General features: G+C 32.6%; 26 protein-coding genes and 1 rRNA gene. 4 read left to right on the top strand and 23 right to left on the bottom strand.

Features of this window, described 5'->3' with window-relative positions; translation table 11 throughout:
- Nucleotides 1-52: 52 nt before the first annotated feature.
- From FLV_RS17110 to FLV_RS17045, 14 genes are all read right to left on the bottom strand, one after another.
- Nucleotides 53-1,018: a YeiH family protein gene (locus FLV_RS17110; RefSeq protein ID WP_243235654.1), complete on the bottom strand. Its 966-nt coding sequence runs from the start codon at nt 1,016-1,018 to the stop codon at nt 53-55.
- A 75-nt stretch (nt 1,019-1,093) separates the two neighbouring features.
- On the bottom strand, nt 1,094-1,990 hold the full coding sequence (locus tag FLV_RS17105) for a LysR family transcriptional regulator (protein ID WP_243235652.1): 897 nt from the start codon (nt 1,988-1,990) through the stop codon (nt 1,094-1,096).
- Nucleotides 1,991-2,052: 62 nt separating this feature from the next.
- A complete protein-coding gene (locus tag FLV_RS17100) occupies nt 2,053-2,610 on the bottom strand; it encodes a TPM domain-containing protein (protein WP_243235649.1) in 558 nt (185 codons plus the stop codon).
- Nucleotides 2,611-2,638: 28 nt separating this feature from the next.
- Nucleotides 2,639-4,666 (bottom strand): hypothetical protein, encoded by a 2,028-nt coding sequence (locus tag FLV_RS17095; protein ID WP_243235647.1) that lies wholly within the window; start codon nt 4,664-4,666, stop codon nt 2,639-2,641.
- Between the two features lie 78 nt (nt 4,667-4,744).
- Nucleotides 4,745-5,491 (bottom strand): 3-oxoacyl-[acyl-carrier-protein] reductase, encoded by a 747-nt coding sequence (gene fabG / locus FLV_RS17090; RefSeq protein ID WP_243235638.1) that lies wholly within the window; start codon nt 5,489-5,491, stop codon nt 4,745-4,747.
- Nucleotides 5,492-5,615: 124 nt separating this feature from the next.
- Complete coding sequence (locus FLV_RS17085) at nt 5,616-6,044, bottom strand: hypothetical protein (RefSeq protein WP_243235636.1); 429 nt, start codon at nt 6,042-6,044, stop codon at nt 5,616-5,618.
- A 142-nt stretch (nt 6,045-6,186) separates the two neighbouring features.
- Complete coding sequence (gene sucD / locus FLV_RS17080; RefSeq protein WP_031455321.1) at nt 6,187-7,059, bottom strand: succinate--CoA ligase subunit alpha; 873 nt, start codon at nt 7,057-7,059, stop codon at nt 6,187-6,189.
- An 86-nt stretch (nt 7,060-7,145) separates the two neighbouring features.
- On the bottom strand, nt 7,146-7,508 hold the full coding sequence (locus tag FLV_RS17075; protein ID WP_243235634.1) for a nuclear transport factor 2 family protein: 363 nt from the start codon (nt 7,506-7,508) through the stop codon (nt 7,146-7,148).
- Between the two features lie 4 nt (nt 7,509-7,512).
- Nucleotides 7,513-8,442: a UDP-3-O-(3-hydroxymyristoyl)glucosamine N-acyltransferase gene (locus tag FLV_RS17070; RefSeq protein WP_243235631.1), complete on the bottom strand. Its 930-nt coding sequence runs from the start codon at nt 8,440-8,442 to the stop codon at nt 7,513-7,515.
- 116 nt (nt 8,443-8,558) lie between these two features.
- Nucleotides 8,559-9,125, bottom strand: coding sequence for an elongation factor P (gene efp / locus FLV_RS17065; protein ID WP_243235628.1), 567 nt, complete (start codon nt 9,123-9,125; stop codon nt 8,559-8,561).
- 94 nt (nt 9,126-9,219) lie between these two features.
- The gene (gene lpxA / locus FLV_RS17060) at nt 9,220-10,005 is read right to left on the bottom strand and encodes an acyl-ACP--UDP-N-acetylglucosamine O-acyltransferase (RefSeq protein WP_110308051.1); all 786 of its coding nucleotides are present in this window, start codon (nt 10,003-10,005) and stop codon (nt 9,220-9,222) included.
- 70 nt (nt 10,006-10,075) lie between these two features.
- Nucleotides 10,076-11,464 carry a bifunctional UDP-3-O-[3-hydroxymyristoyl] N-acetylglucosamine deacetylase/3-hydroxyacyl-ACP dehydratase gene (locus tag FLV_RS17055; protein ID WP_243235626.1) on the bottom strand — a complete coding sequence of 463 codons (1,389 nt, stop codon included), beginning with the start codon at nt 11,462-11,464 and terminating at the stop codon, nt 10,076-10,078.
- A complete protein-coding gene (gene lpxD / locus FLV_RS17050; protein ID WP_243235624.1) occupies nt 11,457-12,500 on the bottom strand; it encodes a UDP-3-O-(3-hydroxymyristoyl)glucosamine N-acyltransferase in 1,044 nt (347 codons plus the stop codon). Before lpxD ends, FLV_RS17055 begins: the two co-directional genes overlap by 8 nt.
- Nucleotides 12,501-12,539: 39 nt before the next feature.
- Nucleotides 12,540-13,769, bottom strand: a complete 1,230-nt coding sequence (locus FLV_RS17045) for an HD domain-containing protein (protein ID WP_243235608.1) — start codon at nt 13,767-13,769, stop codon at nt 12,540-12,542.
- Nucleotides 13,770-14,056: 287 nt separating this feature from the next.
- Between FLV_RS17045 and FLV_RS17040 the strand changes: the two genes are divergently transcribed.
- Nucleotides 14,057-15,097 carry a GMP reductase gene (locus FLV_RS17040; protein WP_243235606.1) on the top strand — a complete coding sequence of 347 codons (1,041 nt, stop codon included), beginning with the start codon at nt 14,057-14,059 and terminating at the stop codon, nt 15,095-15,097.
- A gap of 34 nt (nt 15,098-15,131) precedes the next feature.
- Nucleotides 15,132-15,629 (top strand): GNAT family N-acetyltransferase, encoded by a 498-nt coding sequence (locus tag FLV_RS17035; protein WP_243235604.1) that lies wholly within the window; start codon nt 15,132-15,134, stop codon nt 15,627-15,629.
- Here the strand turns inward: FLV_RS17035 and FLV_RS17030 are convergent, their stop codons facing one another.
- From FLV_RS17030 to FLV_RS17000, 7 genes are all read right to left on the bottom strand, one after another.
- On the bottom strand, nt 15,630-16,202 hold the full coding sequence (locus tag FLV_RS17030; RefSeq protein ID WP_243235602.1) for a pentapeptide repeat-containing protein: 573 nt from the start codon (nt 16,200-16,202) through the stop codon (nt 15,630-15,632). It abuts the gene before it with no gap.
- Nucleotides 16,203-16,287: 85 nt separating this feature from the next.
- The gene (locus tag FLV_RS17025) at nt 16,288-17,601 is read right to left on the bottom strand and encodes an MFS transporter (protein ID WP_243235600.1); all 1,314 of its coding nucleotides are present in this window, start codon (nt 17,599-17,601) and stop codon (nt 16,288-16,290) included.
- A gap of 97 nt (nt 17,602-17,698) precedes the next feature.
- Nucleotides 17,699-18,172, bottom strand: a complete 474-nt coding sequence (gene rlmH / locus FLV_RS17020; protein WP_243235598.1) for a 23S rRNA (pseudouridine(1915)-N(3))-methyltransferase RlmH — start codon at nt 18,170-18,172, stop codon at nt 17,699-17,701.
- A gap of 44 nt (nt 18,173-18,216) precedes the next feature.
- Nucleotides 18,217-19,383 (bottom strand): chromate transporter, encoded by a 1,167-nt coding sequence (locus tag FLV_RS17015; protein ID WP_243235596.1) that lies wholly within the window; start codon nt 19,381-19,383, stop codon nt 18,217-18,219.
- A gap of 11 nt (nt 19,384-19,394) precedes the next feature.
- Complete coding sequence (locus FLV_RS17010; RefSeq protein WP_243235594.1) at nt 19,395-19,892, bottom strand: hypothetical protein; 498 nt, start codon at nt 19,890-19,892, stop codon at nt 19,395-19,397.
- Nucleotides 19,893-19,952: 60 nt separating this feature from the next.
- Nucleotides 19,953-20,822, bottom strand: a complete 870-nt coding sequence (locus tag FLV_RS17005) for a chromate resistance protein ChrB domain-containing protein (RefSeq protein WP_243235588.1) — start codon at nt 20,820-20,822, stop codon at nt 19,953-19,955.
- Nucleotides 20,823-20,828: 6 nt separating this feature from the next.
- A complete protein-coding gene (locus FLV_RS17000; protein ID WP_243235580.1) occupies nt 20,829-22,247 on the bottom strand; it encodes an adenosine deaminase in 1,419 nt (472 codons plus the stop codon).
- A 384-nt stretch (nt 22,248-22,631) separates the two neighbouring features.
- On the opposite strand from FLV_RS17000, the gene FLV_RS16995 reads away from it, so the two are divergent.
- Nucleotides 22,632-23,126 (top strand): TlpA family protein disulfide reductase, encoded by a 495-nt coding sequence (locus FLV_RS16995; RefSeq protein ID WP_243235578.1) that lies wholly within the window; start codon nt 22,632-22,634, stop codon nt 23,124-23,126.
- Between the two features lie 53 nt (nt 23,127-23,179).
- Nucleotides 23,180-23,932: a triose-phosphate isomerase gene (gene tpiA / locus FLV_RS16990; RefSeq protein WP_243235577.1), complete on the top strand. Its 753-nt coding sequence runs from the start codon at nt 23,180-23,182 to the stop codon at nt 23,930-23,932.
- A gap of 73 nt (nt 23,933-24,005) precedes the next feature.
- On the opposite strand, the gene FLV_RS16985 is transcribed toward tpiA, so the two are convergent.
- Nucleotides 24,006-25,658 (bottom strand): M1 family metallopeptidase, encoded by a 1,653-nt coding sequence (locus FLV_RS16985; protein WP_243235576.1) that lies wholly within the window; start codon nt 25,656-25,658, stop codon nt 24,006-24,008.
- A gap of 127 nt (nt 25,659-25,785) precedes the next feature.
- A 5S ribosomal RNA gene (gene rrf, locus FLV_RS16980) occupies nt 25,786-25,895 on the bottom strand.
- Nucleotides 25,896-25,906: the final 11 nt, after the last annotated feature.

The raw sequence follows: 25,906 nt of genomic DNA, 5'->3' as shown, positions 1-25,906 counted from the left end.
AAGTTTCTTTGTAAATTCCAATTACCACATGACTGGTAAACGCTTAATTTAATTATTTCAAATAAAGAATCGACAATAAACCTAAACCTGCAATAAACACCCAAAGAAACACGCCCTGCAATAAAGGTTTTACTCCTACCGATTTTAAAGCATTACTATTTAGAGTTGCTCCGATCAAAAACAACGTTATTGTTAAACCGATTTTGGCAATTCCAACAATATTTGGGGTGAAAACAGCTATTTGAGGCACGTAAGAATTTAATAGCATTGCCAAAACAAACAATCCTATAAAATACGGAACCTTAATTTTTGAGTTTTTATTTTTAAAAATTATCGCTGTTAGAATCGAAATCGGAATAATCCATAAGGCTCTGGCCAGTTTTACAGTTGTGGCAATCTGCAAGGCTTCGGCACCATATTTATTTGCCGCACCTACTACAGAACTGGTGTCATGAATGGCAATGGCACACCATAAACCAAAATCTTTTTGAGATAAATCAAGCTGATGCCCAATAAAAGGAAACACAAATAAGGCAACTGAATTCAGAATAAAAATCACCCCCAAAGCAATTGATGTCTGATTTTCGTTTGATTTAATTGTCGGTGAAATAGCGGCAATGGCACTTCCGCCACAGATTGCAGTTCCACACGAAATTAAATGCGATGTTTTTTTCTCCGTTTTAAGCCATTTCCCTAAAAGTGTTCCAAAAATTAACGTACTGAAAATTGACAGGACAGTCAGCAAAAAACCTTCTTTACCTGCTGAAATCGCTGATGAAGCATTCATTCCGAAACCCAAACCTACTACAGAAAACTGTAATAAAAACGTGATGGCTTTGTGATTGAATGCTAAAAACGGATTCCCAAAAACATTTACAATCAGAACACCCAACAGCAAAGCAATTGGTGGAGAAATTATTGAAAACAGACACAAAATGATTACTGCTCCAAAAATAAGCTGTTGAAGAAAAAGATTAACTTCTACTAAATGGGATACGGTATGCTGTTTTGTTTTCAAAATAAGGTAATTGATATTTTACCTTACAAAGGTCGGCTGTTTATATAGAATCTGCCAATCGTAAAATACAATCGACTATAACTTCAGGTTATAGTAAGATGCGATATTTTGAATAAACAGTTCAGATAGAGCATCTGATTTCCCGAGTAATGTAATGATGTAAAAGTATCTTTCGATTGTTAAATTTTCTACATCCAAAACTATCAGTTCGTTATTTTTAAGCTCCTTGCCTACTGCGTGTATTGACATAAAAGCAAAACAATCTGAATTGAGCAGATACGATTTGATGCTTTCTGTATTCCCTAACTGCATTTCGATTTGCAGATCGGATAATTTTACCCCAACTTGTTTTAAAGCGTATTCTATAACCTCAAGTGTTCCTGAACCACGCTCACGGGTAATGAATTTCATGGTTTTTAAATCTTCAAGCGAAATTTCATTTTGTTTTACCAAAGGATTTTGAGTATTGCAGACCAAAACCAATTCGTCTTTTATAAACGGAATATATTTAATGGACTGGTTTTTAGACTGACCTTCTACAATTCCGATTTCGATTTCCTTGTTGATTAAGGCATTCTCGATCTGTTCTGTATTTCCGTTGAGTAAATTGACTTTTATATCCTGCTGCTTTTGGTGGAATCGTGCCAGGACGGGCGAAATAATATATTGTGAAATAGTAGTACTTGAACCTAATCGTAGCAATCCCTGGCGTTCGTTACGAAACGAACTCATCTCAAAGTCAATTTCACGATAAATTTCGAAGATGCTTTTGGTATGCTCTAAAAGGATTTTTCCGGCAGATGTCAAAGCAATTTTAGAACCGTTACGTTCAAAAAGTTTCGTTTTATACGTTTCTTCGAGCTCTTGAATGTGTTTTGAAACAGCCGGCTGGGTAATATACAATTCTGTTGCCGCTTTAGTAAAATTAAGACGGAGTGCAACGGTGTAGAAAACTTTTAGCCTGAAGTCCATTATATTATTATTGAAAGTGAAACACAAATTTCACAAATTATCACTAATTAAATTCATTGAATTCATTGAATCTTTAACTTTAAAACTTCAATAAGCTTATTAATTCCGTCTAAAACACCTTTATAATAATTTCCTTTTTTGAATTCAGGTATAAAATCCTGTTCAATTATCTCCTTTGTTTGCTCATCAGAAATTATTTTTGTTATTCCATTACCATTCTGAATTCTAATTCTTTTATATCCTTTTGAAAGTGCAATTAAAATCCCATTGTCTTTGCCTTTCTTTCCAATCGCCCATTTTTTTGCAATATGAAGAGACAGATTATCGAATGTTTCTTTTGCGATTTTAATAGTATCAATTGTTACAATTACAATTTCTACAGAAGTTTCTCTTTCAAACCTGCTAACAACACTATCCAATTTTCTTTCTTCAGCTTCAGAAAAAACTCTTTCATAATCATTAATCCAACCTTTTGCTTTAGGCAAATTATTCCAGTATATTTCTCTAAATAAATTTACATTTTTTTGTTTTAAAGAATCATTTTGTTTACTCTCAATCGTCTGTCCAAAAGCAACATTAACTACAAAAAACAAAATAATTAAAACTAATTCCCTTTTCATTTTGAACAAAATTTTAATTTAAATCTACTTAAAGCATCCCATTATACTTCCTGACAAACCATTCCGTAGTCAATAAAAAAGCAATTAAAACCAATAACCAAACCCAGTCAATTAAAGGAGTTTTAGTTGAAATATTCTTCCCTATCGATTTGTACTCTTTGTTTTCTAAAAGCGTCTGAATCAAATCATCTGCCTGGTTTTCGAAAAAGGCTTTTCCATTGGTTTGTAACGCTAGTTGTTTGAGTTTTTGAACATCAGGGTTTACAAATTGCTTTTCAATATCAAAATCCAAAATCTCAAAATGGCTGGAATAAGACGTATTTGAATTTAATTCTTTTACCGTAAAATTGTATTTTCCGGCTGTTAATCCGTCCAGATTAGCTGAGAAGGAATTGTTTCCTTTTAGCAAATCATAGTTTTTACTTTGCTTCGTTTCGGTATTAGTAACCGTGATAGTTAATCTTGCTTTTTCGTCAAACTCATAATTTTTATTGAAGTATTGTGCATTGATTACAATGGCTTCTCCCGAATTATAAAAACTTTCGTGTTCTACTACCAACGATTTTTTTGAAGTTGATGTTGCCAAATACTGAATGATCTTATCTATAAAAACATCATATTTTTCAAACGACTGATTGTCGATATGACTTTGCAGACGCCATTTCCAGCTATTTTCTCCTAACAGAAAAGCGGTACGTTTGTTTTGATTTTCAGCGAAAGCCAATAAAGGCGCATTGGTAGAAACGTTTCTGATTTTAGACGAAAGCAAAACCGATACATTTCCGCTGGTCGTTATACTTCCAAATAGATTTTGCAATGGCGGAAAGTTTTCAAAACCAATATTTTCTATCGCAAACAAATTAAACTGAGACTGAAATTCGGTTAAAAAATCTTCTCTTTGACCGCTCATTTTAAAAACCAGATTATTTTGTTTTTGGTTGAGAAAATTAAAGTCGGTGTTGTTTCCTGTAATGATAAAACTATTCGTTCCGGCTAATTTATTATTATCAAAAATAGGTTTAAAAGCCCCATTTGGCTGATACAAAACCAAAACCGAGACATCGTTTAATTTATCGAGTTCATTTGGTTTTGCCAGAATCACTTTGCGTTGTGCGTTCGTTTCAATGGAACGTTTCAAAGCTCCGATATCCGGATGATTCATGGTGGAAACAATTGCAATCGTTGATTTTTGATCGATTATTTGAACTGCAAAGTTCTTGATATTATTGTAGCTGTTTTTCTCTTTTACATTAGAAGAAATATTAGCCCTGAAAATTTGCAGTCCAACTTTATCAGCTGGCAACAATATGTTTAGAGAAGCTGTTTTTTTCGAAGGAGAAAAAGAAACTTTCTCTCTGGCTACTACTGAATTTCCCTGTGAGATTGTAAAATTGGCATTTACAGCTTTTGTACCGGCATATTGCAGAAACACTTCAACCGGAAATTTATTTTTATGAAAAGCGTATTTATTGACGTTTAAGTGATTGATTTTTAAATCAAAAAAAGTGGTTGTATCTCCCACAACCAAAGGATAAACTTTATTAACAGGATCAAAACGATATACATAATCGTTTCCTGTAGTCTGATTTCCATCTGTAATGATAACCGTTGGAAAGATCAGGTTTTTGTTGATACTTTTTAAATTCTTTGCGACTTCATCAAGATTGGTCTGTTTTCCTTTGAAATCAAATTTGTCCGAAGGCTTAAAATCGGCATCAAACTGATAGGACTGGATTTCGAATTTCTCCTGGATAGCTGCATTCGAAACCAAAGCTTTATATAATTCAATCGCTTTTTTATCAGATTTTAAAGCCGTTATAGAACTCGAATTATCAACCGCAATTGCCAAAGGCGTTTTAGTAATTTCCAACGAATTCTTAGTCATAACAGGATTAATCAGTAAAACCAATAATCCGAAGATGGCCAAAAAACGCAAAAAAGCCAAAAACACATTCACATTCGAATGGTTTTTGGCTTTATAAAGATATTGAAAATACGACAATCCACCAGCTATTACTAAAGAAAGCAGTAATAATAGAATTGTGTTTGTAGTCATATATTTATTTAGTTTATAGTTGTTAGTTTATAGTTTTTGGTTCTGAACAATAACAACAAACCATCAACAATCAACTTATTAAGTAAGCATTCCTCCGCAAACATTAAGTACCTGTCCGGTAACATAAGCGCTCAAATCTGAAGCCAGGTAAAGACATGCATTGGCAACATCTTCAGTAGTTCCGCCACGTTTTAACGGAATTCCGTCTCTCCATCCTTTTACTACATCTTCAGGTAATTTTGCCGTCATTTCTGTTTCAATGAATCCCGGAGCGATTGCGTTGCAGCGAATATTACGAGAACCTAACTCTAAAGCTACCGATTTTGTAAAACCAATTGCACCCGCTTTTGAAGCTGCATAGTTTGTTTGTCCAGCATTTCCGGAAACCCCAACTACAGAACTAATATTAACAATAGAGCCTGAACGTTGTTTTAAAAAAGTCTTCTGAATCGCCTTTGTCATATTAAAAACCGATTTCAGATTCACGTCTATAACCTGATCAAAATCAGCTTCAGACATACGCATCAACAGGTTATCTTTTGTAATACCGGCATTGTTAATCAAAATATCAACTGTTCCAAAATCTGCTAAAACAGCATCCACAAAAGTCTGCGCTTCATTAAAATCTGCTGCATTCGACTGGTATCCTTTTACTTTTACTCCTAAACCGTTTAATTCTGCTTCCAAAGCCTGAGCTGATTCAACAGATGAACTGTATGTAAAGGCCACATTGGCACCGTGTTTAGCAAAAACTTCTGCAATTCCTTTACCAATTCCACGGCTTGCGCCCGTAATGATGGCTACTTTTCCTTCTAGTAATTTCATATTGAGGTATTCGTTTTTATTTTTTGAAGTACAAATATAGATTATTTGGGCGTTTTATAAAATTTGTAATACTAAAAAAGCCTTACCGAAGTAAAGCTTTTTTTAGTAATATTTCAGATCTCAATTAAAATGCTACATTCCATCTAGGCAATTTACCATTTTCGTCAAGAAAATTCTGCAAAACCTGTCCTTCAACCGCAGTTGGAATAGCTTTAGCTTCTGCATTAAAAGTTTCATACCAAACCACTTCAAGCTCAGAGATATTTTCCAGTTTCATTTGTGCAGGCCATGAATATTTTCTTCCTGTTTTGGCAAATTGGTGTCCGTTTACGATTTTGTCATACAAACCGCCATTTTTACTCTTTAAAGTTCCGTCATTCTGAACAGTTCCGGTAGAAGCTACCATAATTAATTCTTTTGCATCACCCTCAACTGCATACACAATAAAAATTCCGGCACTCCCTTCCGGAGCATTGCAAACTTGTTCTAAACTATCTTCAATTGTGAAAGTAAAACTGCTGCTTACTTTAAACTTTTTTAATTCTTTACTCATATTTCTTCTTTTAGCTTCTAAGATACTGAGGTACTAAGCTGCTAAGTTTTTTTCTATTTTATACCTCAGTACTTTTAAATGTAAAAAAGTCTCAACAAAATATTGAGACTTTTTTGGAATTTATTATTTTAAATATTGGAGATTATCCCAATACTTCTTTTACTTTTTTACCAATTTCAGCTGGTGAATCAACAACGTGAATTCCGTTGTCTCTCATAATTTGTTTTTTAGCAGCTGCTGTATCATCAGAACCACCAACAATAGCACCTGCGTGCCCCATTGTTCTACCAGCTGGAGCAGTTTCTCCGGCGATAAAACCAACAACTGGTTTACGGTTACCATCTGCTTTAACCCATTTAGCAGCATCAGCTTCTAATTGACCTCCAATTTCACCAATCATGATGATAATTTCAGTTTCAGGATCGTTCATTAATAATTCTACCGCTTCTTTAGTTGTAGTTCCAATAATTGGATCTCCACCAATACCAATAGCAGTAGTAATTCCCAAACCTTGTTTTACAACCTGATCAGCAGCTTCATAAGTTAAAGTTCCAGATTTAGAAACGATACCAACTGTTCCTTTTTTGAAAACAAAACCTGGCATAATACCAACTTTAGCCTCACCCGGTGTAATGATACCAGGACAGTTTGGTCCGATTAATCTTGAATTTCTTTCTTTAACATAGTTATTAGCCTTAATCATGTCTGCTACAGGGATTCCTTCTGTAATTGCAATAATTACTTTAATTCCGGCATCAGCAGCTTCCATAATTGCATCAGCAGCAAAAGCTGGTGGAACAAAAATGATAGAAGTATCAGCTCCAGCCTGATCTACAGCGTCTTTTACTGTGTTAAAAACCGGACGATCTAAATGGCTGGTTCCCCCTTTTCCAGGAGTAACACCACCAACAACATTAGTACCGTACTCAATCATTTGAGAAGCATGGAAAGTTCCTTCGCTTCCTGTAAATCCTTGAACAATTATTTTGGAATCTTTATTAACTAAAACACTCATGATATATATTTTATGTAGTTTTTAAAATTGTGATGCAAAAGTAAGGTTTTGTAACTTATTTTTACCTTTTTTATTGGCAAAAAATATCACGAAAATTGACTCATTTGATAACCTCTATACAATTTATCATCTTTTATCTGCCAAATTGTAGAAAAATGTGCCAACAACATCTCTTCTCTTGGGTTTTCAATCGTTTTTACGAAATGAGAATAACGTACTGAAACTAAATCATCTTCTGCAATAATGTGACTCATTCTGACTTTTGACCGTACATACGCACGGCTTAGCTCATTCGCCATACCTAACATCGAATTATAATCCATCTCGATTAATCCTTTAGTACTGTGCCAATCTAACTTTACATCAGGATGCAAATAAGTCTTCATGATTTCGCTGTCAATTAAGGCATCCGACTTATAAAATTTCTGGACAAATTCTTTTATAGACATATTATTACTTCAATTTATTTAAAATTTCAGGAATCTTTTTGATATTAGCTAATTGTTTCAACTTTTCTCTTGATTCTTCGATTGGAGTACCAAAATAAGATTTTCCGCCTTCAACCGATTTAGTAACACCTGTCTGTCCCATAATAACAGCTTTCGCTCCTATTGTGATGCCACTTGTTGTTCCAACTTGTCCCCAAAGCGTTACTTCATCTTCAATAATAACACAGCCAGCGATACCGGTCTGTGAAGCAATTAAACATTTTTTCCCGATAACAGTATCATGACCAACATGAACCTGATTATCCAGTTTTGTTCCTTCTCCAATTGTTGTATCGCCTGTTACACCTTTGTCAATAGTGCAAAGTGCTCCAATACCTACATTGTTTTCAACAACCACTCTTCCACCGGAAATTAACTGATCAAAACCATCCGGACGTTTTTTGTAATAAAATGCGTCTGCCCCTAAAATAGTTCCGGCATGAATAATCACATTATCTCCGATTACTGTATGATCGTATATTGAAACATTAGAATGTATCAGGCAGTTTTTACCAATAGTAACGTGATTTCCAACAAAAGAATTTGGCTGAATAACAGTTCCTTCTCCTATTTTTGCAGACGGAGCAATAGCAACATTTGCAAATTGAAAAGGCCTAAAATGTTTGGTTAAAGTATTGAAATCTCTGAAAGGATCATCAGAAATTAAAAGAGCTTTACCTTCAGGACAATCTACTTTTTTATTAATTAAAACAATAGTAGCAGCTGACTGTAAAGCTTTGTCATAATATTTGGGATGGTCAACAAAAACAATATCACCTGGTTCAACTACATGAATTTCGTTCATGCCTAAAACATCAAAGTCTTTGTCACCAATAAATTCGCAATTAAGCAAATTCGCAATTTCTTCTAAAGAGTGAACTTTTGGAAATTTCATATAATTTAATTAGAAAATTTGTCAATCAGAAAATGTGTCAATTAGAAATGTGTCAATTGGAAAATATCTTTTTACAATTATCTAATTGACACATTAACAAATTATCTAATTAAAAATTACTCTTTTACACGCTCCATGTAAGAACCTGAAGCTGTATCAATTTTAATTTTATCTCCTTCGTTAATGAACAAAGGAACGTTTACTGTTGCTCCCGTTTCTACCGTAGCAGATTTTGTAGCATTTGTAGCTGTATTTCCTTTTACCCCAGGCTCTGCATAAGTAATTTCAAGAACTACAGATGTTGGCATATCAACAGATAAAGGCAAATCAGTTTCAGTATTAATCTGAACCATTACATTTGTTCCTTCTTTCAATAGTCCCGGAGCATCTAAAATATTTTTATTCAAAGAAATCTGCTCAAAAGTTTCAGCATTCATGAAATGAAATTCATCTCCTTCAGCATATAAAAATTGAAACGTATGTGTTTCTACACGAACATCTTCAATTTTGTGTCCTGCAGAAAAGGTATTATCCAATACTTTTCCTGTAGTTAAACTTTTTAATTTTGTTCTTACGAAAGCCGGTCCTTTTCCTGGCTTAACGTGAAGAAATTCAATAATTTTATAAATATCGTGATTGTATTTAATACACAATCCGTTTCTAATATCTGATGTAGATGCCATTGTAATTTATTTGTTTTATTATTTGTTTAATCGTTTAACCGTTGATTTGTTTTCGCTTCGAATAAACGATTAAACAAATAAACATTAAACCTTTTTAATAGTTTCCTGAATACCCTTTCATTACACCTCTTGATGAATTTCGAATAAAATCTAAAATTTCATCTCTCTCCGGTGTAGCTTCCATTTCTCCTTCAATAATACTCAAAGCTTGTGTTGTATTATAATTTTTTTGGTATAAAATTCTATAAATATCCTGAATTTCTCTGATTTTTTCAGTCGTAAAACCTCTTCTTCTAAGTCCTACCGAATTTATACCTACATAAGATAATGGTTCTTTTGCAGCTTTAGTATATGGTGGAACATCTTTTCTTAATAATGATCCTCCTGAAATCATGGCATGATCTCCAACACTAATAAATTGATGAACAGCAGATAATCCTCCAATAATAGCATAATTACCAATCGTAACGTGACCTCCTAAAAGAACTCCGTTAACAATGATAGCATTATTACCTACATGACAATCATGAGCAATGTGTGCCGTTGCCATTATTAAACAATTATTACCTATAACTGTCTGTCCCGAAGCAATTGTACCTCTGTTAATAGTTACACATTCTCTTATAGTACAATTATCACCAATGATAGCCAAAGAATCTTCTCCACCAAATTTTAAATCCTGAGGAACTGCTGAAATTACAGCACCCGGAAAAATATTACAATTTTTACCAATTCGTGCTCCTTCCATGATAGTTACATTTGAACCTATCCAGGTACCATCACCAATAACAACATTATTGTGAATTGTCGTAAAAGGCTCAATTACAACATTTTTAGCGATTTTAGCGCCAGGATGAACATAAGCTAATGGTTGATTCATCTGTATTTTTATATTTTAATTTTAAAATAGTCTAATTTGGGCAACAAACGTAAACAATAATTTTGATTAATTACTGTTTTCTTGCAATTTGCGCCATTAATTCTGCTTCGGCTACTAATTTTCCGTTAGCGTAAGCATTTGCCTGCATGTGACAAATTCCTCTTCTGATAGGAGAAATTAAATCACACTTAAATATTAAAGTATCCCCCGGCAATACTTTATGTTTAAATTTAACATTATCTATTTTCATGAAATAAGTCAAATAGTTCTCAGGATCCGGAACTGTACTTAGAACCAAAATTCCGCCTGTTTGTGCCATTGCTTCAACAATTAATACACCCGGCATTACCGGAGCATCAGGAAAATGTCCAACGAAGAAATTTTCGTTCATGGTAACATTTTTCAATCCAACCACATGGCTTGATGACATTTCAATAATTCTGTCAATGAGCAAAAATGGAGGTCTGTGAGGTAAAACAGCCATAATTTTATGAATGTCCATCAATGGTTCCTGGTTTAAATCATAAACAGGAATATGGTTTCTTTGCTCTATTTTTATAATTTTTGCTAGTTTTTTGGCAAATTGTGTATTCACATAATGCCCAGGTTTATTTGCAATAATCTTTCCTTGTATTCTAACACCTATTAAAGACAAATCGCCAATAACATCAAGAAGTTTATGTCTTGCGGCTTCGTTTGGATAATGCAAAGTTAAATTATCAAGAACTCCATTTGGCTTAACCGAAATTTCATCCTTCCCGAAAGCCTTTTTAAGGTTTTCCATTGTAGACTCAGAAATCTCTTTATCTACATAAACAATTGCATTATTTAAATCACCACCTTTTATCAATCCATTTTCTAATAAAGACTCTAATTCATGTAAAAAACTGAAAGTTCTTGAATTTGAAATTTCATCTTTAAAATCAGCAATGCTTTTTAAAGTTGCATTTTGAGTACCTAAGACTTTAGTTCCAAAATCTACCATTGTGGTAACCTGATAATCATCACTTGGCATAACCAAAATCTCACTTCCGGTAGTTTCATCTGTAAATGAAATTACCTCTTTTACAACATAAACATTACGTTTTGCATCTTGCTCTTCGATTCCGGCTTTTTCAATAGCCTCTACAAAATATTTTGAAGAACCATCCATAATAGGAAGTTCTGAAGCATTTAATTCTATAATAACGTTATCCAGATCGCAACCAACTAATGCTGCTAAAACGTGTTCCGGAGTTTGAATTTTTACACCTAATTTTTCTAAGTTAGTACCTCTTTGTGTGTTAACTACATAATTAGCATCAGCCTCAATTACCGGTTGGCCTTGCAAGTCAATTCTAACAAAAGTGAAACCATTATTAATAGGAGCTGGTTTAAAAGTCATTGTAACTTCTTTTCCAGTATGCAATCCGACTCCTGTTAGTGAAATTTCATTCTTGATGGTTTTCTGTTTAACCATTATTTCCATTTTTTGGGTTTATTATTTGTTTTTTTAATTCTTCTAATTCGGCAACAATTTTAGGTAAATTCTTAAAATGAACATAGGATTTATTAAAATCAGTGTATGCCAAAGATGGAGTACCCTGCAAAATTTCGTCATTTTTAATATTTCTTGCAACACCCGATTGAGCCTGAAGTCTAACATTATTACCAATTGTTAAATGGCCTGCAATACCAACTTGTCCGCCAATCATACAATTTTCGCCAATTTTTGTAGAACCGGCAACTCCTGTTTGAGCAGCAATCACGGTATTTTTACCAATTTCTACGTTATGAGCAATTTGAATTTGATTGTCTAATTTTACTCCTTTTCTAATAATTGTAGAACCAAGTGTAGCTCTGTCTATTGTAGTATTGGCACCAATATCTACATTATCTTCTATAATAACATTTCCAATTTGTGGCACTTTATTATACTCTCCATCTTCGTTTGGAGCAAAGCCAAAACCATCAGCACCAATAATAGTCCCTGAATGAATGGTACAATTATTACCAATTATAGTTTCAGAATAAATTTTAGCGCCTGCAAAAACATGTACATTATCACCAATAACAACATTATCGCCAATAAAACTGTTTGGATATATTTTTACATTATCTCCCAAAACCACATTTTGACCAATGTAACTAAAACTTCCCAAATATAAGTTCTCACCATATTTAGTTCCTTCAGATATAAAAGTTTGTGGTTCGATTCCGTTTTTATTTAGTTTTACCTGGTTGTAAAATTCTAAAAGTTTTGAAAAAGATACATAGGCATCTTCAACCTTTATCAAAGTAGTTTCGATTTCAGATTCCGGCACAAAAGAATCATTAACAATTGTTACTGAAGCTTTTGTGGTATAAATATGATTGATATATTTTGGATTTGCCAGAAAAGTAAGTGATCCCTCCTCTCCTTCTTCAATTTTAGACAGTCGAAAAACCTCGGCATTGGGATTCCCAACAACTACTCCCTCTAAAATTCCTGCTATTTGTTCTGCTGTAAATTTCATCCCGACAAAAATATAAAAAATAGGTTTTAAATGTTAATTTTAGATAAGTTGTTTTGGAAAACAGATGTAATATTTTGTCACCAATTTAGATAACGATTTCAAATTCAATTGGTCAGATGCTTCAACAACATCTTCAATTGTTTTATCTTTTTTCAAAATCCTTATTGGTTCTGCTTCTTTACTGTAAGCCTGATTTTTGATTTTTCCTCTAAAAATAAAATATCCTGCTTCCAACTGAGAAATATTATGTTCTTGAGCAAATTCTTCTTTCATTGCCTGAGATTCTTCCATCGGGATTTTTTCGGCACTCATTTTTATTTTCAGTAAATCTCTGTTGATGATCATCTTGCTCAAAGTCGACAATATAAAATCACTGTTTTTTTGCCATGCTTTCAGGGCACTTATGATATCAAAATCGTCTAACTGAGAAAACAAATCTAATTTTTCGGCATCGAAATTTTCGAGTGAAATTTTATTTTGCATAAAATAAGAAAGAGGTTCACTACAAGGTAATTTAATTCCTTTCAATGTTAATTCTTTTGCTCTTTTAAGCACTTTCATCAAAATCAATTCTGCCACAAGACTTGTCTTATGCAAATAGGCCTGCCAATACATTAATCTTCTTGACAAGAGAAATTTTTCTACCGAGTAAATTCCTTTTTCTTCTATAACTAAAACATCGTTTTCAACATTCATCATCTGAATCAATCGTTCAGAATTTACATTCCCTTCTGCAACTCCTGTGTAAAAACTATCACGCTTCAAATAATCCATTCGATCCATATCTAATTGACTCGAAATCAATTGCAGCATAAATTTTCTGTGATATTCTCCTTTAAAAACCTGAATTGCTAAACTTAATTTTCCGTCAAATTCTTCATTTAACTGATTCATGAACAACAATGAAATAGCTTCATGATTTACATCTTCTACAATACTTTTTTCCATAGCATGCGAAAAAGGCCCATGCCCAATATCGTGCAGTAAAATAGCTATTAATAAAGCACATTCTTCATCATTTGAAATAGCAACCCCTTTAAAACGAAGTGTTTCTATTGCTTTTTGCATTAAATGCATACAGCCTAAAGCATGATGAAAACGTGTATGGTTAGCCCCCGGATAAACCAAATACGACAATCCCATTTGTGAAATACGTCGCAAACGCTGAAAATACGGATGCTGAATTAAATCATAAATAAGCTCATTCGGAATAGAAATAAAGCCATAAATGGGGTCATTGAATATTTTTAACTTATTGATATGATTCACTATTCTGGTAATTTTTTAAGTCAACAAATATAAGTAATTAACTATAAACTGTTTTGTGTTTTTGGTTTAAAAAACAAAAAGAAATTCATTTCTTAAAAACATCCAAATAAAAAAATAACACACTAATTATAAACAATTTAAAACAAAAAATAAAATACTATACCAGATTCTTAATAAGATATATTTTTTTTTTAATGTTAATAACTAAAGGATTAGTTTTATTAGTCTTATAAACTCAGTCATTTTCAAAATTAATATATTTGAGAGTAACAAAAATTTAGAAAATCATGAGAATAGAAACCGAACTTAAATTAGGCTTTAAAGATGTGATGATCAGACCTAAAAGATCTACTTTAAAAAGCAGATCTGAAGTCTCTTTAGAAAGAAATTTTAAATTTTTACACAGTACAACTTTATGGACAGGAATTCCGATTATGGCTGCTAATATGGATACGGTGGGCACATTTGAAATGGCAACAGTTTTAGCCAAAGAAAAGCTGTTTACTGCTATCCACAAACATTATTCACTTCAGGAATGGAATGATTTTTTAAAAACTGTTTCCTCTGATTTTTATAATTACATTGCCATCAGCACCGGAACAGGAAAAGAAGATGCTTTAAAAATTGCTGAAGTTATCAAAGCAAATCCGTTATTGATGTTTATTTGTATTGATGTTGCTAATGGATATTCAGAACATTTTGTACAGTTTTTAAAACAGATGCGAAAACAATATCCTGATAAAGTTATTATTGCCGGAAATGTAGTAACCGGTGAAATGACAGAAGAATTATTATTAGCCGGAGCTGATATTGTAAAAGTTGGAATTGGCCCAGGTTCCGTTTGTACTACCCGAGTAAAAACCGGTGTGGGATATCCGCAGCTTTCGGCTATCATTGAATGTGCTGATGCCGCACATGGCTTAGGCGGACATATTATTAGCGATGGAGGCTGTACAACTCCGGGTGATGTTGCCAAAGCTTTTGGTGCAGGTTCAGATTTTGTAATGCTTGGCGGAATGCTGGCAGGACACACTGAAAGCGGTGGCGAATTGATTGAAATTAATGGCGAGAAATTCAAACAATTTTACGGAATGAGTTCTGCTACCGCAATGGACAAACACGCTGGCGGAGTCGCTGAGTATAGAGCCAGTGAAGGAAAAACAGTTCAGGTTCCGTTTAAAGGCAATGTTATCAATACAATTTTGGACATTTTAGGAGGATTACGAAGTACTTGTACGTATGTGGGAGCCTCCAGACTGAAAGAATTGACTAAGCGAACAACATTTATAAGAGTCAGTGAGCAGGAAAATCAAATTTTTACAAAATAATTAATATTTCAAAATACAATTTTTCAAATTAAACATGATTACAATTTCAGAAGCAACAGCAGAAGACATCAAAACCATTCAGAAAATAACCTACATAACCTGGCCAATTACGTATGGCAACATTCTGTCCAAAGAACAATTAGAGTATATGCTGGATTTAATTTATTCAGATGAAGCCCTAAGCAGTCAAATGGAGAAAAAAGAGCAATTATTTTATTTAATTTTGGATGAGGAATCCATAATCGGATTTATCGGAATTGAACATCATTACAAAAATCAAGCGGTAACCAAAATTCACAAAATTTATCTTTTGCCGGAAACACAAGGAAAAGGTATTGGCAAAAAAGCAATTGAAGAGATTCAAAAACTGGCTTTAGAAAATCATTCTACCAGCTTATTATTAAATGTAAACCGATTCAATTCAGCCTTAAGTTTTTATAAAAAAATAGGTTTTGAAATCATTGATGAAGTCAATATTGATATTGGAAATGGGAACTTAATGGAAGATTATGTGATGGAGAAAAAATTGTAATCAACTCACAATTACATCATGTTTAAATAATAAACCTTTTACTTCATTCAAAGAAAAAACAGCTTTTTTTAGTTTCGTTTTGGACGGATCAATGGTATAGTTATAACTGGTTTTAAAATCGGTTTTGTTGGCAATTGCTTTATTGAATTCAGACCGATACAAATCACAATTATCAAAAACCACACTTGTAAGATCTGTAGCCATAAAATCAACAGCAACTAAACTGCAATTTGTAAACGTTGTTCCTTTTATTTTTAAAGTATAAAATTTTGAGAAATCCAGAATACAATCATTAAAATGAATTTCGAAAATGAGTTTGTCACACATGGCAAAATTTACATCTTTGATTTCACAGCGATTAAAAGTTGCTGTTCTAAAAGCCACATAATTGATTTTTGCTTCAGAAAAAGTGCAGTCATTAAAAACGCAGTCAATAAATGTAACGGCTAAAAAAGTGCAGGCAGAAAAATTACAATTATTAAAAACACAAGATTCAAATTCCTTAAAATTAGCCCCATCGGTATCGTAAATGACATTATTATATTCTTTATCAAGGAAATACTCGCTCGTCATTAAAGATTTATTGTTTAATTTAAAATAAAAACGCAAGAATCAAATGTATGACAATTGCGTTTAGACTGAAATATTATTTTACTAATTATTTTTTATGTACTCTTTTTAAAAGAAAAATTGCAGTCACAAAAAACAATCCTAAGAATACAATTGCCAAACGGGGACTTCCTGTAATCTGATCGATAATTCCGTAAAGACACATTCCTATTACGATTCCTATTTTTTCGGCAACATCATAAAAGCTAAAAAATGATGCTGTATCTTCTGTTTCGGGTAATAATTTTGAATACGTTGAGCGTGATAAGGCCTGAATTCCACCCATTACAAATCCGGCTACTGTAGCCATAACATAAAAATGTATTGGTAAAGTAATGAAAAAGGCAAGAGCACAAAAGACTGCCCAAATGGTATTGATGACGATTAAAGTTGGAATGTTACCAAATTTCTCCGAAGCTCTTGAAGTTAAAACAGCTCCAATTACAGCTACTAACTGTATAATCAAAATACAAATAATCAAACCAGTTGTGCTTTCTTCTTTAGATGCCCACTCAATTTCCTGAGCTCCAAAATAAGTAGCGACAAGCATCACGGTCTGAACTGCCATACTTGAAACGAAAAAGCCACCTAAGTATCTCTTCAAAGGAATATTATTCTGTAATATTGCCCAAACTTTCTTTAGTTCTTTAAAACCATTAAATACAACATCTTTCGATAACTTTTGATTGGTTTCTTTACTTCCTTTCGGTAAAAAATAATAGCTGTACTGGCTAAACAAAATCCACCAAACCCCTACCATTACGAAGGAATATCGCATCGCTTTCATGGCTGCTTCACCATCTGTTCCTGTGATTCCAAAAACTTTTGGTTTCATAATCATTGCCAGATTGATAATCAACAAAATTACACTTCCGATATATCCTAAGGAATATCCTTTGGCACTAATTTTATCCTGCTGTTCAGGAAACGCAATATCCGGCAAATAGGAATTATAGAAAACCAAACTCCCCCAATAACCAATAAGCCCCAGAAAGTAAAACAATAATCCGATATAAATATTTTCAAGGTTAAACCAATACAGTCCCATGCAGGATAAAGCTCCAACATAGCAAAAGAATTTCATGAACGCTTTTTTATTCCCAACATAATCCGCAATACCGGATAATAAGGGCGAAAAAAAGGCTACAAATACAAAAGCAAATGCGGTTACAAAACTAATCAGGGCTGAATTTTTCAATTCCAATCCAAAAACTTCTATATAATGTCCTCGCTCAGAAAATAAGGCTTCATAAAAAATAGGAAATACAGCTGATGCGATTGTAAGGGTGTAAACTGAATTTGCCCAATCGTAAAAAGCCCAGGCATTTAATAATTTTTTACTTCCTTTTGGCAGGTTTGTCATGATTATGGTTTTGAGGGCTAATTTATTTATTTTTTCTTATAAACATCACTGAATCTTCATTAATAAATAATCAATAATTTATTTGATTTAAATTCTTTTATTGATGATGATAAGGCTCATTTCTTAAAATTGTAAAACCACGATACAATTGTTCTATAAAAAATAAACGTACCATCTGATGTGAAAAAGTCATCAATGAAAGCGAAATTTTTCCTTGTCCTTTACTATAAACCGTTTCTGAAAAACCATAAGGTCCGCCAATTACAAAAACTAAAGTTTTAATTCCTGAATTCATCTTTTTTTGTAATTCTTCAGAAAAACCAACACTTGAGAAGTTTTTTCCGTTTTCATCCAATAAAATCAACTGATCAGTTGGCGTTAATTTAGATAAGATCAACTCCCCTTCCTTCTCTTTTTGCTGGCTTTCAGATAAATTCTTTACGTTTTTAATATCCGGAATAATTTCTAAATCAAATTTGATATAAAACGACAAACGTTTGGTATAATCATCGATTAAAGTTTGTAATGATTTATTATCCGTTTTGCCAATTGCGATAAGTTTGATATTCATATTAAATTAATTTCTGAACAGCAAAGATAAAAATGATTCGGAGTCTATAGCATTAATTTTATTAGTATGCCTAAAAATGCTGCGATTAAAATAATAATCGGCTCAGATATTTTTTTTATAAATAGTAAGCCAAAAATAGTAAGAATTACAATTAATGCTGTCCATAAGTCAATAATGCTTTTTGAAGCAATTATAATCACAGCTCCAACTAATGCACCAATAACCGCTGCTGTAATACCTGTAACAAAAGTTTTTATAGATTCATTTTTTGCGATTTTATGAAAGTAAGGAGCCGGAATAACCGTGAATAAATAACACGGCAGAAATGTCGCTAATGAAGACACGCAGGCACCTGAAAATCCGGCAACAATATATCCTATAAAAGCAACTGTAATTACCACCGGACCAGGAGTTATCATCGCTATGGCAACGGCATCAAGAAATTGCTGTTCAGTTAACCAGTGATTTTCTGTAACAACACCTGCATATAAAAAAGGGATTATTGCTAAACCGCTTCCAAAAACAAATGCTCCTGCTTTGATAAAGAAAATTGCTATTTTTTGTAAAATTGTCTGCTCATCATTAAAAAATAAAATTTGCAGCATAAACAAAGAGTATGTTTTTTTCGTTCTCCAAAATTTTTGAGGAGATTTATAAAACATATATATTAAGCCTGCACAAATAAATAATAAAATATGCTCTCGTTTTGTTATCAATGTTATAGTCAAAGAACTCCCGAATATTACCCATAAAAGCCAATTATTTTTTAGCGATTCTAATGTAAATTTTCCAATAGACTTTTGTGTAAGTTTATAAGAACTCATTACAATAATCCCAATTACTGCAGCACCAACCCCATAAAATATAGCTTGTAGCCATGACAGTCCGCCGTAAATTGTATAGGTAATACTAAGCAGGACAACAATAATAAAGGACGGAATTATAAATGCTAATCCAGCCAGTGTAGCACCTAAAATTCGATAATGTATAAACCCTAAATAAATACCAAGTTGTGCTGCTAGAGGTCCGGGAGCCAGTTGTGCGAGTACCAGACCTTCTTTATAATTTTCTTCAGAAATCCATTTACGTTTTTCTACTAAATCTTCATGCATGTAGCCTACTAAAGCAACAGGGCCTCCAAATCCGGTTGTTCCCAGTTTCAAGAAATAGTAAACAAGCTGTCGTAAAGTATAAGTTGGTTTTTCTGTCATGTCAATTTTCTTTAAAATAAAACACCTAATTGAAATCCTACAGTAAACGTGGCCGGTTTATCATTACCAAATCGGGCAGGCAAAGGCAAAGCAGCATAGTAACTGCAATTTTCACTTTTAATGAGTGTTTTATTGAAAACCGGAGTAAAACCATACCTGCCTGAAGTTTCAAAAGCAGCTCTTCCGGCAAAAGAAAATCCATTTCCTAATGGAACCAAAACTCCAGGATGAAAAGTTAAATTACTTGATTTACTTACTCCGTCTTCGTCTTTGATTGTTGGCACAATTTCGAAAGAAAATCCTACTTTAGAAGTTTTCCATAAATTGATTCCCACTGGAAAAGCTACAACATAATGACCATCAAAGTTCGTTGTTGTTTCATCTTCACTGAAAGTAACAATTGGATGCATAATGCCCACATAGCCATTAATTTTTGGATAAGTAGTTTGAGAATAAGCTGTTTTAAAAAATAATAAAAAAAGAAAAATAATTTTTGTAATCCGTGTCATTTTTGTTTGTTTAATTAATTTAAACAAAGCTACGGAGCTTAAAAAGCAACAAATAGGATACTATTTACCTTTTGTATCTGAATTACTTTTTGTTATTTTTTTTCTGAATGATGAAGGATTTTCACCTGTATGAAGTTTGAAAATTCTGGTAAAATGACTTTGATCTGAAAACCCTGTCAAATAAGAGATTTCGGTTAATGTATAATTTGAATTCTGAATGAGATTGATGGCTTTTTCAATTCGGATTTTCCTAATGTAATCACCAAAATTCAGATCTTCAAAATATTTAGAAAACTCTCTTGATAAATAAGAAGGGTTGAGCTCTAAATCGGTTGATATTTTTTTTAGGTCAAATGTAAACTGGGTATCAATCTGGTCCTGAATCATTTCTTTTAATTCATTTACCCAGCCCGGAACTTTCTTTTCCCCTGTTTTATTCGTTTTTAAAAATTTGACATACACTTCATGCAACAAACTTTCAAAAGGACTATTTTGAAGGTGCTTTTGATGATATAAATGAGAAGCCCAGCTATATAAAGCATCATAAACAACCATTCCTATTTCTAAAAGTTTAGCATCATCCGTAATATTATGTGCCAATCCTGCCGAAATCGCCCAAAGCCCTGCCGATTCGTTAGCAATATCATGTCTGTCTGTGTCGGCTCCACGAACTATTTTGGAAATTACAATAATAGCAGGATCATCTATTTTGTGTTTTTTAACTATATAATCAAAAGTACACTGATCTTCATAATGCGTGTATTCGACTCCGGGAATATCAAACGGAATAGCATTTAGTTTTTTTGACTCTTCAATAACGCTGTCAAAAGGAACATAAATAAATTCCGCATCAGCATCTACAAACTTTTGAATTAGCCAGGGACAGGCTAAACGGTCAATTTTAGGTCGTTCCCGAGTAATCCATTTCATTTGTTGTTACTTTTTAGAAAATTGGTTTTCAAAGGTTTTAAATCTGGCATCCAAATCTTTCAACAATTGCTTTTTTACTGATGCATCCTGAATAAAACTGTAATTGATACTGTTGTAAACGTATTGTTTTATTGTTGCATACGAAACATCAGGGTATCTTTTTGCCAATAAAACATATTGTTCTGTCATATTAGTCCTTAATATTCCTGCATCATCCGTACTGATTACAATTGGTACATTAAACTCTTTATATAGTGTAAAAGGATGTCTGCCTTCTTTTACTTTCAAAATAAATTCGTTACTCACTAAATTAATCTCAATCGGAATATTATTTTTTGACATATAACGTAATAAATCATACGAATTAGCTTCGTAAGCAATATCAACGCCATGACCAATTCTATTGGCTCCAGCAGTATAAATAGCCGAATTGATATGCCACGTTAAATCTTCCGGTTGTACCAGTCCTAAAGTCAATTCACCTGCATGAAGCGTATATTTTACATCAGCAAATTTCGAATGGCAGTATTTAAACATCACCATGTGCAGCCAATAATCTTTCATTGAAGTTTCACCATCTTCAGGAGAAACAATGTTTACGCCGGCAACAAGTTTGCTTTCGTTTGCAGAAATAAATGCAATAACCAGATTTTTAAACAAATCAACAGGCTCCATAAAACGCAATACAAAATTCTGATAACGCATGGTAAAGCGTTCATCATCCATTTTTAAGTCATGATGAAGTTTAGCTATAAAGTTTGCATTAAAATCAGTTGCATACTTTTGAGCATCTTTTTGTTGAATCGATTTATACAAATCATCCAAAAGTTTTAAAACAACCTTTGCATCTTTTTGATTGGCTGCCTGACGAAGTTTTGAATTAAAATCTGACAAATCATCTACCTTCATATCACATGGAATCGTAGACAATTGTGTTTCAATATAACTGACATTTTCAGAAAGTGCACGGTTCTTAAGTTCTGTCAAGCCTTCTGCAAAATGACCTTCGATTGCAGGAGAAAACTTTTGAAAAGAATCAAAAAACAAATCATCAGAAGGAACAGTCACACCATTAAAGTCTTTAGCTGACCAGGTTTGCATTATCTGCTGCTTATAAAAAGCCAGTTTTCCTGTATTTTTCAACGACGAAAAAGTCTCCCAATCTCCTTTTGCAGGTTTTATTTTGGAAACTTCCATCGTTTCTAAATTCAGATAAAAATCTTCTGAAATAACTCTTTCCAAAAGAGGTTCTGCATAAATGGATCCCGAAAAATGATGGTGTAAATCGCCTCCTTTTGGCATTTGTTGAAAAAAAGCTGTTAAGACAGCTTCATTATTTCTGTTTTTCTCTAAATAATTTTCAGCCGATTGCGAAAAATTTAATTGTGTTAGCAAGAAACAGAAAAGTGTAATTATCCTCGTCATACTCTAAGTTTAAATTACATGCAAATATAGTCATTTTTGAAGACATTTACTCTATTCGTAAAAGTTGTAACTTTTATAGTGTCTTCGATATACGCAAATACTTTAAAAATTAACATTTTAAAATACCATAAACCTTTTTTAATATCCTTATGACGTTTTGTTTGTTAAATTATTAAAATAAAAAACAAATAAATGTGTTTTTGTAATCTCAATTTTAAAGAATCATCAAAAAAATAAAATTAAGGACAGAACTATTACGATTTCAATTTTTCTTTTATAAATAATTTTTCTCTTTTTGAATGTAAAATTGACTGTTTCCTGAATTTTTATATTCTGTATTTCTGTTTCAATTTGTTTGTTTAACTTTGTTCAAAACATATAAAAATGAAACAATTAGTTATATTACTTATTGCTTTTGCTACATTCTCATGTACAAACGCTCAAAAGAGCAGTTTTTCAAAAGAAGCTTTATCTGAAAAATTATTATCCACAGATGAAAAACAAGTAACATTTAAAGAAATATTAAATAAATATAAAGGGAAAACTTTAGTAATTGAAGTTTGGGCTTCCTGGTGTGGTGACTGTGTAAAAGCAATGCCAAAAGTAAAAGAGCTACAAGCGAACAATCCTGATGTTTCTTATTTATTTCTTTCGGCTGATAAAACTGCTGATAAATGGAAAATCGGAATTGAAAAACACGAATTAAAAGGCGATCATTACATGATGAATGATGGAATGAAAGGTGTTTTTGGAAAAGCAATTGATTTAGATTGGATTCCAAGATACATAATCATAAACAAAACCGGTAAAATAGTTTTATACCGTGCTATTGAAACTGATTTTGATAAAATAAGTGAGACATTAAAAAGTCTTAAATAAAATCTAAATTACAATCCTTCTAAAAATCTAAAAAAATTAATACACTATCCAAAATGAGAAAACAAATTGTTGCAGGAAACTGGAAAATGCATAAAAATGCTGAACAAACCGAAGAATTATTAAATGAATTAATTACAAAAATACCTGCAAGAACTAATGCTCAGGTAATTGTTGCACCTACATTTGTAAATTTGGCAGCTGCTGTTTCCAAATTAAAAAATACAACTATTGGAGTATCAGCTCAAAATGTTCACCAGGCAGAAGGCGGAGCTTTTACCGGAGAAATTTCTGCTGATATGTTAAAAAGTGTTGGAGTAAATACTGTAATCTTAGGACATTCAGAGCGCAGAGCAATTTTTAACGAAACAGATGCCTTAATTGCAAATAAGGTCGACACAGCTTTAAAACATGAAATGACAGTTATTTTTTGTTTTGGAGAAGAACTAAAAGACCGTCAATCTGGTAATCATTTTAATATTGTTGAAAATCAATTACGTGATGGATTATTCCATATCTCAAAAGAATCATGGTCAAATGTAGTTTTAGCTTATGAACCGGTTTGGGCAATTGGAACTGGAGAAACAGCCTCTCCGGAACAAGCTCAGGAAATGCACGAATTTATTAGAGAAACTATCCGTAAAGCTTTTGGAAATGATATTGCAGATGAAGTTTCAATCTTATACGGTGGTTCAGTAAAACCTGAAAATGCTAAAGAAATTTTTTCTAAACCAGATGTAGATGGAGGATTAATTGGAGGTGCAGCATTAAAAGCAGATGACTTTTTAGCTATTGTAACAGCTATCTAATTATAACTAAATCATTAAAAAAAAGCCCGATAAAATTTAACTTTTATCGGGCTCATTTTTTACTATTGAAAAACTATTCTGTAATATTAGAACTGTTTACATAAAAATCTTTACTCACTTCAATTGTTCTTTGGTCTCCAACAGTTTTTTCAGATTTCCATTCTGTAGTTGGTTTTAGCCACGTTTCAATTCCGTTTAAATTTACTTTTACAGGCATATCAAACTTAGCCACACAATTAGACCAATGATACCCAAAAGATCCTTCTTTAAAAATATACTCTAAAACCGGAATTTTTGTTGTTGTCAGATATTGTGCAAATACCCTGTTGAAATTAATACCAGACTGAGTATTAATATAATCTTCTATCTGTTTAGATGTAACTGTCTGATGATAAAAAGTACTGTTCAGACCTCTTAAAATAGACCTCCATTTTCCATCATCATTAATTATTTGGCGAATCATGTGCAACATACTTCCTCCTTTTGAATACATATCTCCAGATCCTTCATCATTCACATCATAATGCCCTATAATTGGAATATCGTTTTCAATATTTTTTCTGCAACCAATTATATATTCTGCAGCTGCATCTTTTCCATAATAATATTCAAGAAAAAGACTTTCAGAGTAATTAGTGAAACTCTCGTGAATCCACATATCTGCAATATCTTTATAGGTGATATTATTTGCAAACCATTCATGTCCGGATTCGTGTATTATAATAAAATCGAATTTTAATCCCCAACCAGTTCCACTCAAATCATGTCCTAAATATCCGTTTTTGTACTGATTCCCATAAGTGACGCTACTTTGATGTTCCATCCCTAAATAAGGAGCTTCAACCAATTTATAACTATCTTCATAAAAAGGATAAGGTCCAAACCAGTTTTCGAAAGCTTTCAACATTTTTGGCGCATCTTTAAATTGTTCCTTAGCTAATGCTAAATTGTCTCTTAAAACATAATAATTACAATCTAAATTCCCTTTTTCTCCTTTATACTTTTCAGAAAAATTCACATAATCACCGATATTTATATTTACACCATAATTATTAATAGGATTTGAAACATACCAATTAAATGTCTTTGTCCCATCTTTTTCTTTTTTAACACTTTGTAATCTTCCATTTGAAACATCAGTCAAATTCCCAGGAACATTTACACTAATTAACATATTATCGACTTCATCATACATATGATCTTTACATGGCCACCAAACACTCGCTCCCAATCCCTGACATGAGGAAGCTATAAAATCTTTCCCGTTTTTATCTTTCTTCCATGTAATTCCACCATCCCAAGGAGGATTTACAGCTTCTTTTGGCTTTCCACCAAATAAAACAATAATTTCTTTAACTTCACCTACTTTCTGTTTTTCAATCAACTGAATAAAAAAAGCATTTCCATCTCTTTCAAATTTCAATTCTTTTCCATCTTGGACTACTTTGTAAATTTGCATCGGTTCCTGCAAATCAATCTGCATTTTATTATACTCGCTTAAAACTGTATACCGAATTGTGTTTGAACCTGAAATAGTCTTATCTGACGGGTTTACTTTTACATCTAAATGATAATACTTTAAATCCCACCACCCTCTTTCTTTTGTTACACTTCCTCTTAAAGAATCCTGATACGTAAACACTTTCTGTGACTTACTAAGAAGTCCTTGTGAGTTTGCAGTAAAAACTATAAAAAAGGATAAAAAAATGATTATATAACTTTTCATTAATATAAAGTTTGAAATTTATAACAAAAGTAAACATTCAATTTTGTTTTAATTACATTTTAGAATCTAAAATCACAACATTTTGTAAAACAAAAAACCCTGTTTCTATTGAAACAGGGTTTTAAAAGAAAGGCGACGACATACTCTCCCACAATAATGCAGTACCATCTGCGCAGGCGGGCTTAACTACTCTGTTCGGAATGGGAAGAGGTGAGCCCCGCCGCAATAACCACCTTAAGGTTTTAAGT

This window comes from Flavobacterium pectinovorum, from assembly GCF_022802975.1.
GTDB classification, from domain to species: Bacteria; Bacteroidota; Bacteroidia; order Flavobacteriales; family Flavobacteriaceae; genus Flavobacterium; species Flavobacterium pectinovorum_B.
This window is presented reverse-complemented; position numbering and strand designations above follow the sequence as displayed.

Excerpts from the sequence above, each read along its gene's own strand:
- lpxA (WP_110308051.1), bottom strand. The coding sequence starts at position 10,005 with ATGAATCAACCATTAGCTTATGTTCATCCTGGCGCTAAAATCGCTAAA.
- FLV_RS16985 (WP_243235576.1), bottom strand. The coding sequence starts at position 25,658 with ATGAAAAGTTATATAATCATTTTTTTATCCTTTTTTATAGTTTTTACT.
- FLV_RS17010 (WP_243235594.1), bottom strand. The coding sequence starts at position 19,892 with ATGACACGGATTACAAAAATTATTTTTCTTTTTTTATTATTTTTTAAA.
- FLV_RS17100 (WP_243235649.1), bottom strand. The coding sequence starts at position 2,610 with ATGAAAAGGGAATTAGTTTTAATTATTTTGTTTTTTGTAGTTAATGTT.
- FLV_RS17040 (WP_243235606.1), top strand. The coding sequence starts at position 14,057 with ATGAGAATAGAAACCGAACTTAAATTAGGCTTTAAAGATGTGATGATC.
- lpxD (WP_243235624.1), bottom strand. The coding sequence starts at position 12,500 with ATGAAATTTACAGCAGAACAAATAGCAGGAATTTTAGAGGGAGTAGTT.
- FLV_RS17015 (WP_243235596.1), bottom strand. The coding sequence starts at position 19,383 with ATGACAGAAAAACCAACTTATACTTTACGACAGCTTGTTTACTATTTC.
- FLV_RS17070 (WP_243235631.1), bottom strand. The coding sequence starts at position 8,442 with ATGAAATTTCCAAAAGTTCACTCTTTAGAAGAAATTGCGAATTTGCTT.
- FLV_RS17055 (WP_243235626.1), bottom strand. The coding sequence starts at position 11,464 with ATGGTTAAACAGAAAACCATCAAGAATGAAATTTCACTAACAGGAGTC.
- FLV_RS16995 (WP_243235578.1), top strand. The coding sequence starts at position 22,632 with ATGAAACAATTAGTTATATTACTTATTGCTTTTGCTACATTCTCATGT.
- fabG (WP_243235638.1), bottom strand. The coding sequence starts at position 5,491 with ATGAAATTACTAGAAGGAAAAGTAGCCATCATTACGGGCGCAAGCCGT.
- FLV_RS17005 (WP_243235588.1), bottom strand. The coding sequence starts at position 20,822 with ATGAAATGGATTACTCGGGAACGACCTAAAATTGACCGTTTAGCCTGT.
- rlmH (WP_243235598.1), bottom strand. The coding sequence starts at position 18,172 with ATGAATATCAAACTTATCGCAATTGGCAAAACGGATAATAAATCATTA.
- FLV_RS17000 (WP_243235580.1), bottom strand. The coding sequence starts at position 22,247 with ATGACGAGGATAATTACACTTTTCTGTTTCTTGCTAACACAATTAAAT.
- FLV_RS17105 (WP_243235652.1), bottom strand. The coding sequence starts at position 1,990 with ATGGACTTCAGGCTAAAAGTTTTCTACACCGTTGCACTCCGTCTTAAT.
- tpiA (WP_243235577.1), top strand. The coding sequence starts at position 23,180 with ATGAGAAAACAAATTGTTGCAGGAAACTGGAAAATGCATAAAAATGCT.
- FLV_RS17025 (WP_243235600.1), bottom strand. The coding sequence starts at position 17,601 with ATGACAAACCTGCCAAAAGGAAGTAAAAAATTATTAAATGCCTGGGCT.
- FLV_RS17075 (WP_243235634.1), bottom strand. The coding sequence starts at position 7,508 with ATGTCTATAAAAGAATTTGTCCAGAAATTTTATAAGTCGGATGCCTTA.
- FLV_RS17030 (WP_243235602.1), bottom strand. The coding sequence starts at position 16,202 with ATGACGAGCGAGTATTTCCTTGATAAAGAATATAATAATGTCATTTAC.
- FLV_RS17095 (WP_243235647.1), bottom strand. The coding sequence starts at position 4,666 with ATGACTACAAACACAATTCTATTATTACTGCTTTCTTTAGTAATAGCT.
- FLV_RS17085 (WP_243235636.1), bottom strand. The coding sequence starts at position 6,044 with ATGAGTAAAGAATTAAAAAAGTTTAAAGTAAGCAGCAGTTTTACTTTC.
- sucD (WP_031455321.1), bottom strand. The coding sequence starts at position 7,059 with ATGAGTGTTTTAGTTAATAAAGATTCCAAAATAATTGTTCAAGGATTT.
- FLV_RS17035 (WP_243235604.1), top strand. The coding sequence starts at position 15,132 with ATGATTACAATTTCAGAAGCAACAGCAGAAGACATCAAAACCATTCAG.
- efp (WP_243235628.1), bottom strand. The coding sequence starts at position 9,125 with ATGGCATCTACATCAGATATTAGAAACGGATTGTGTATTAAATACAAT.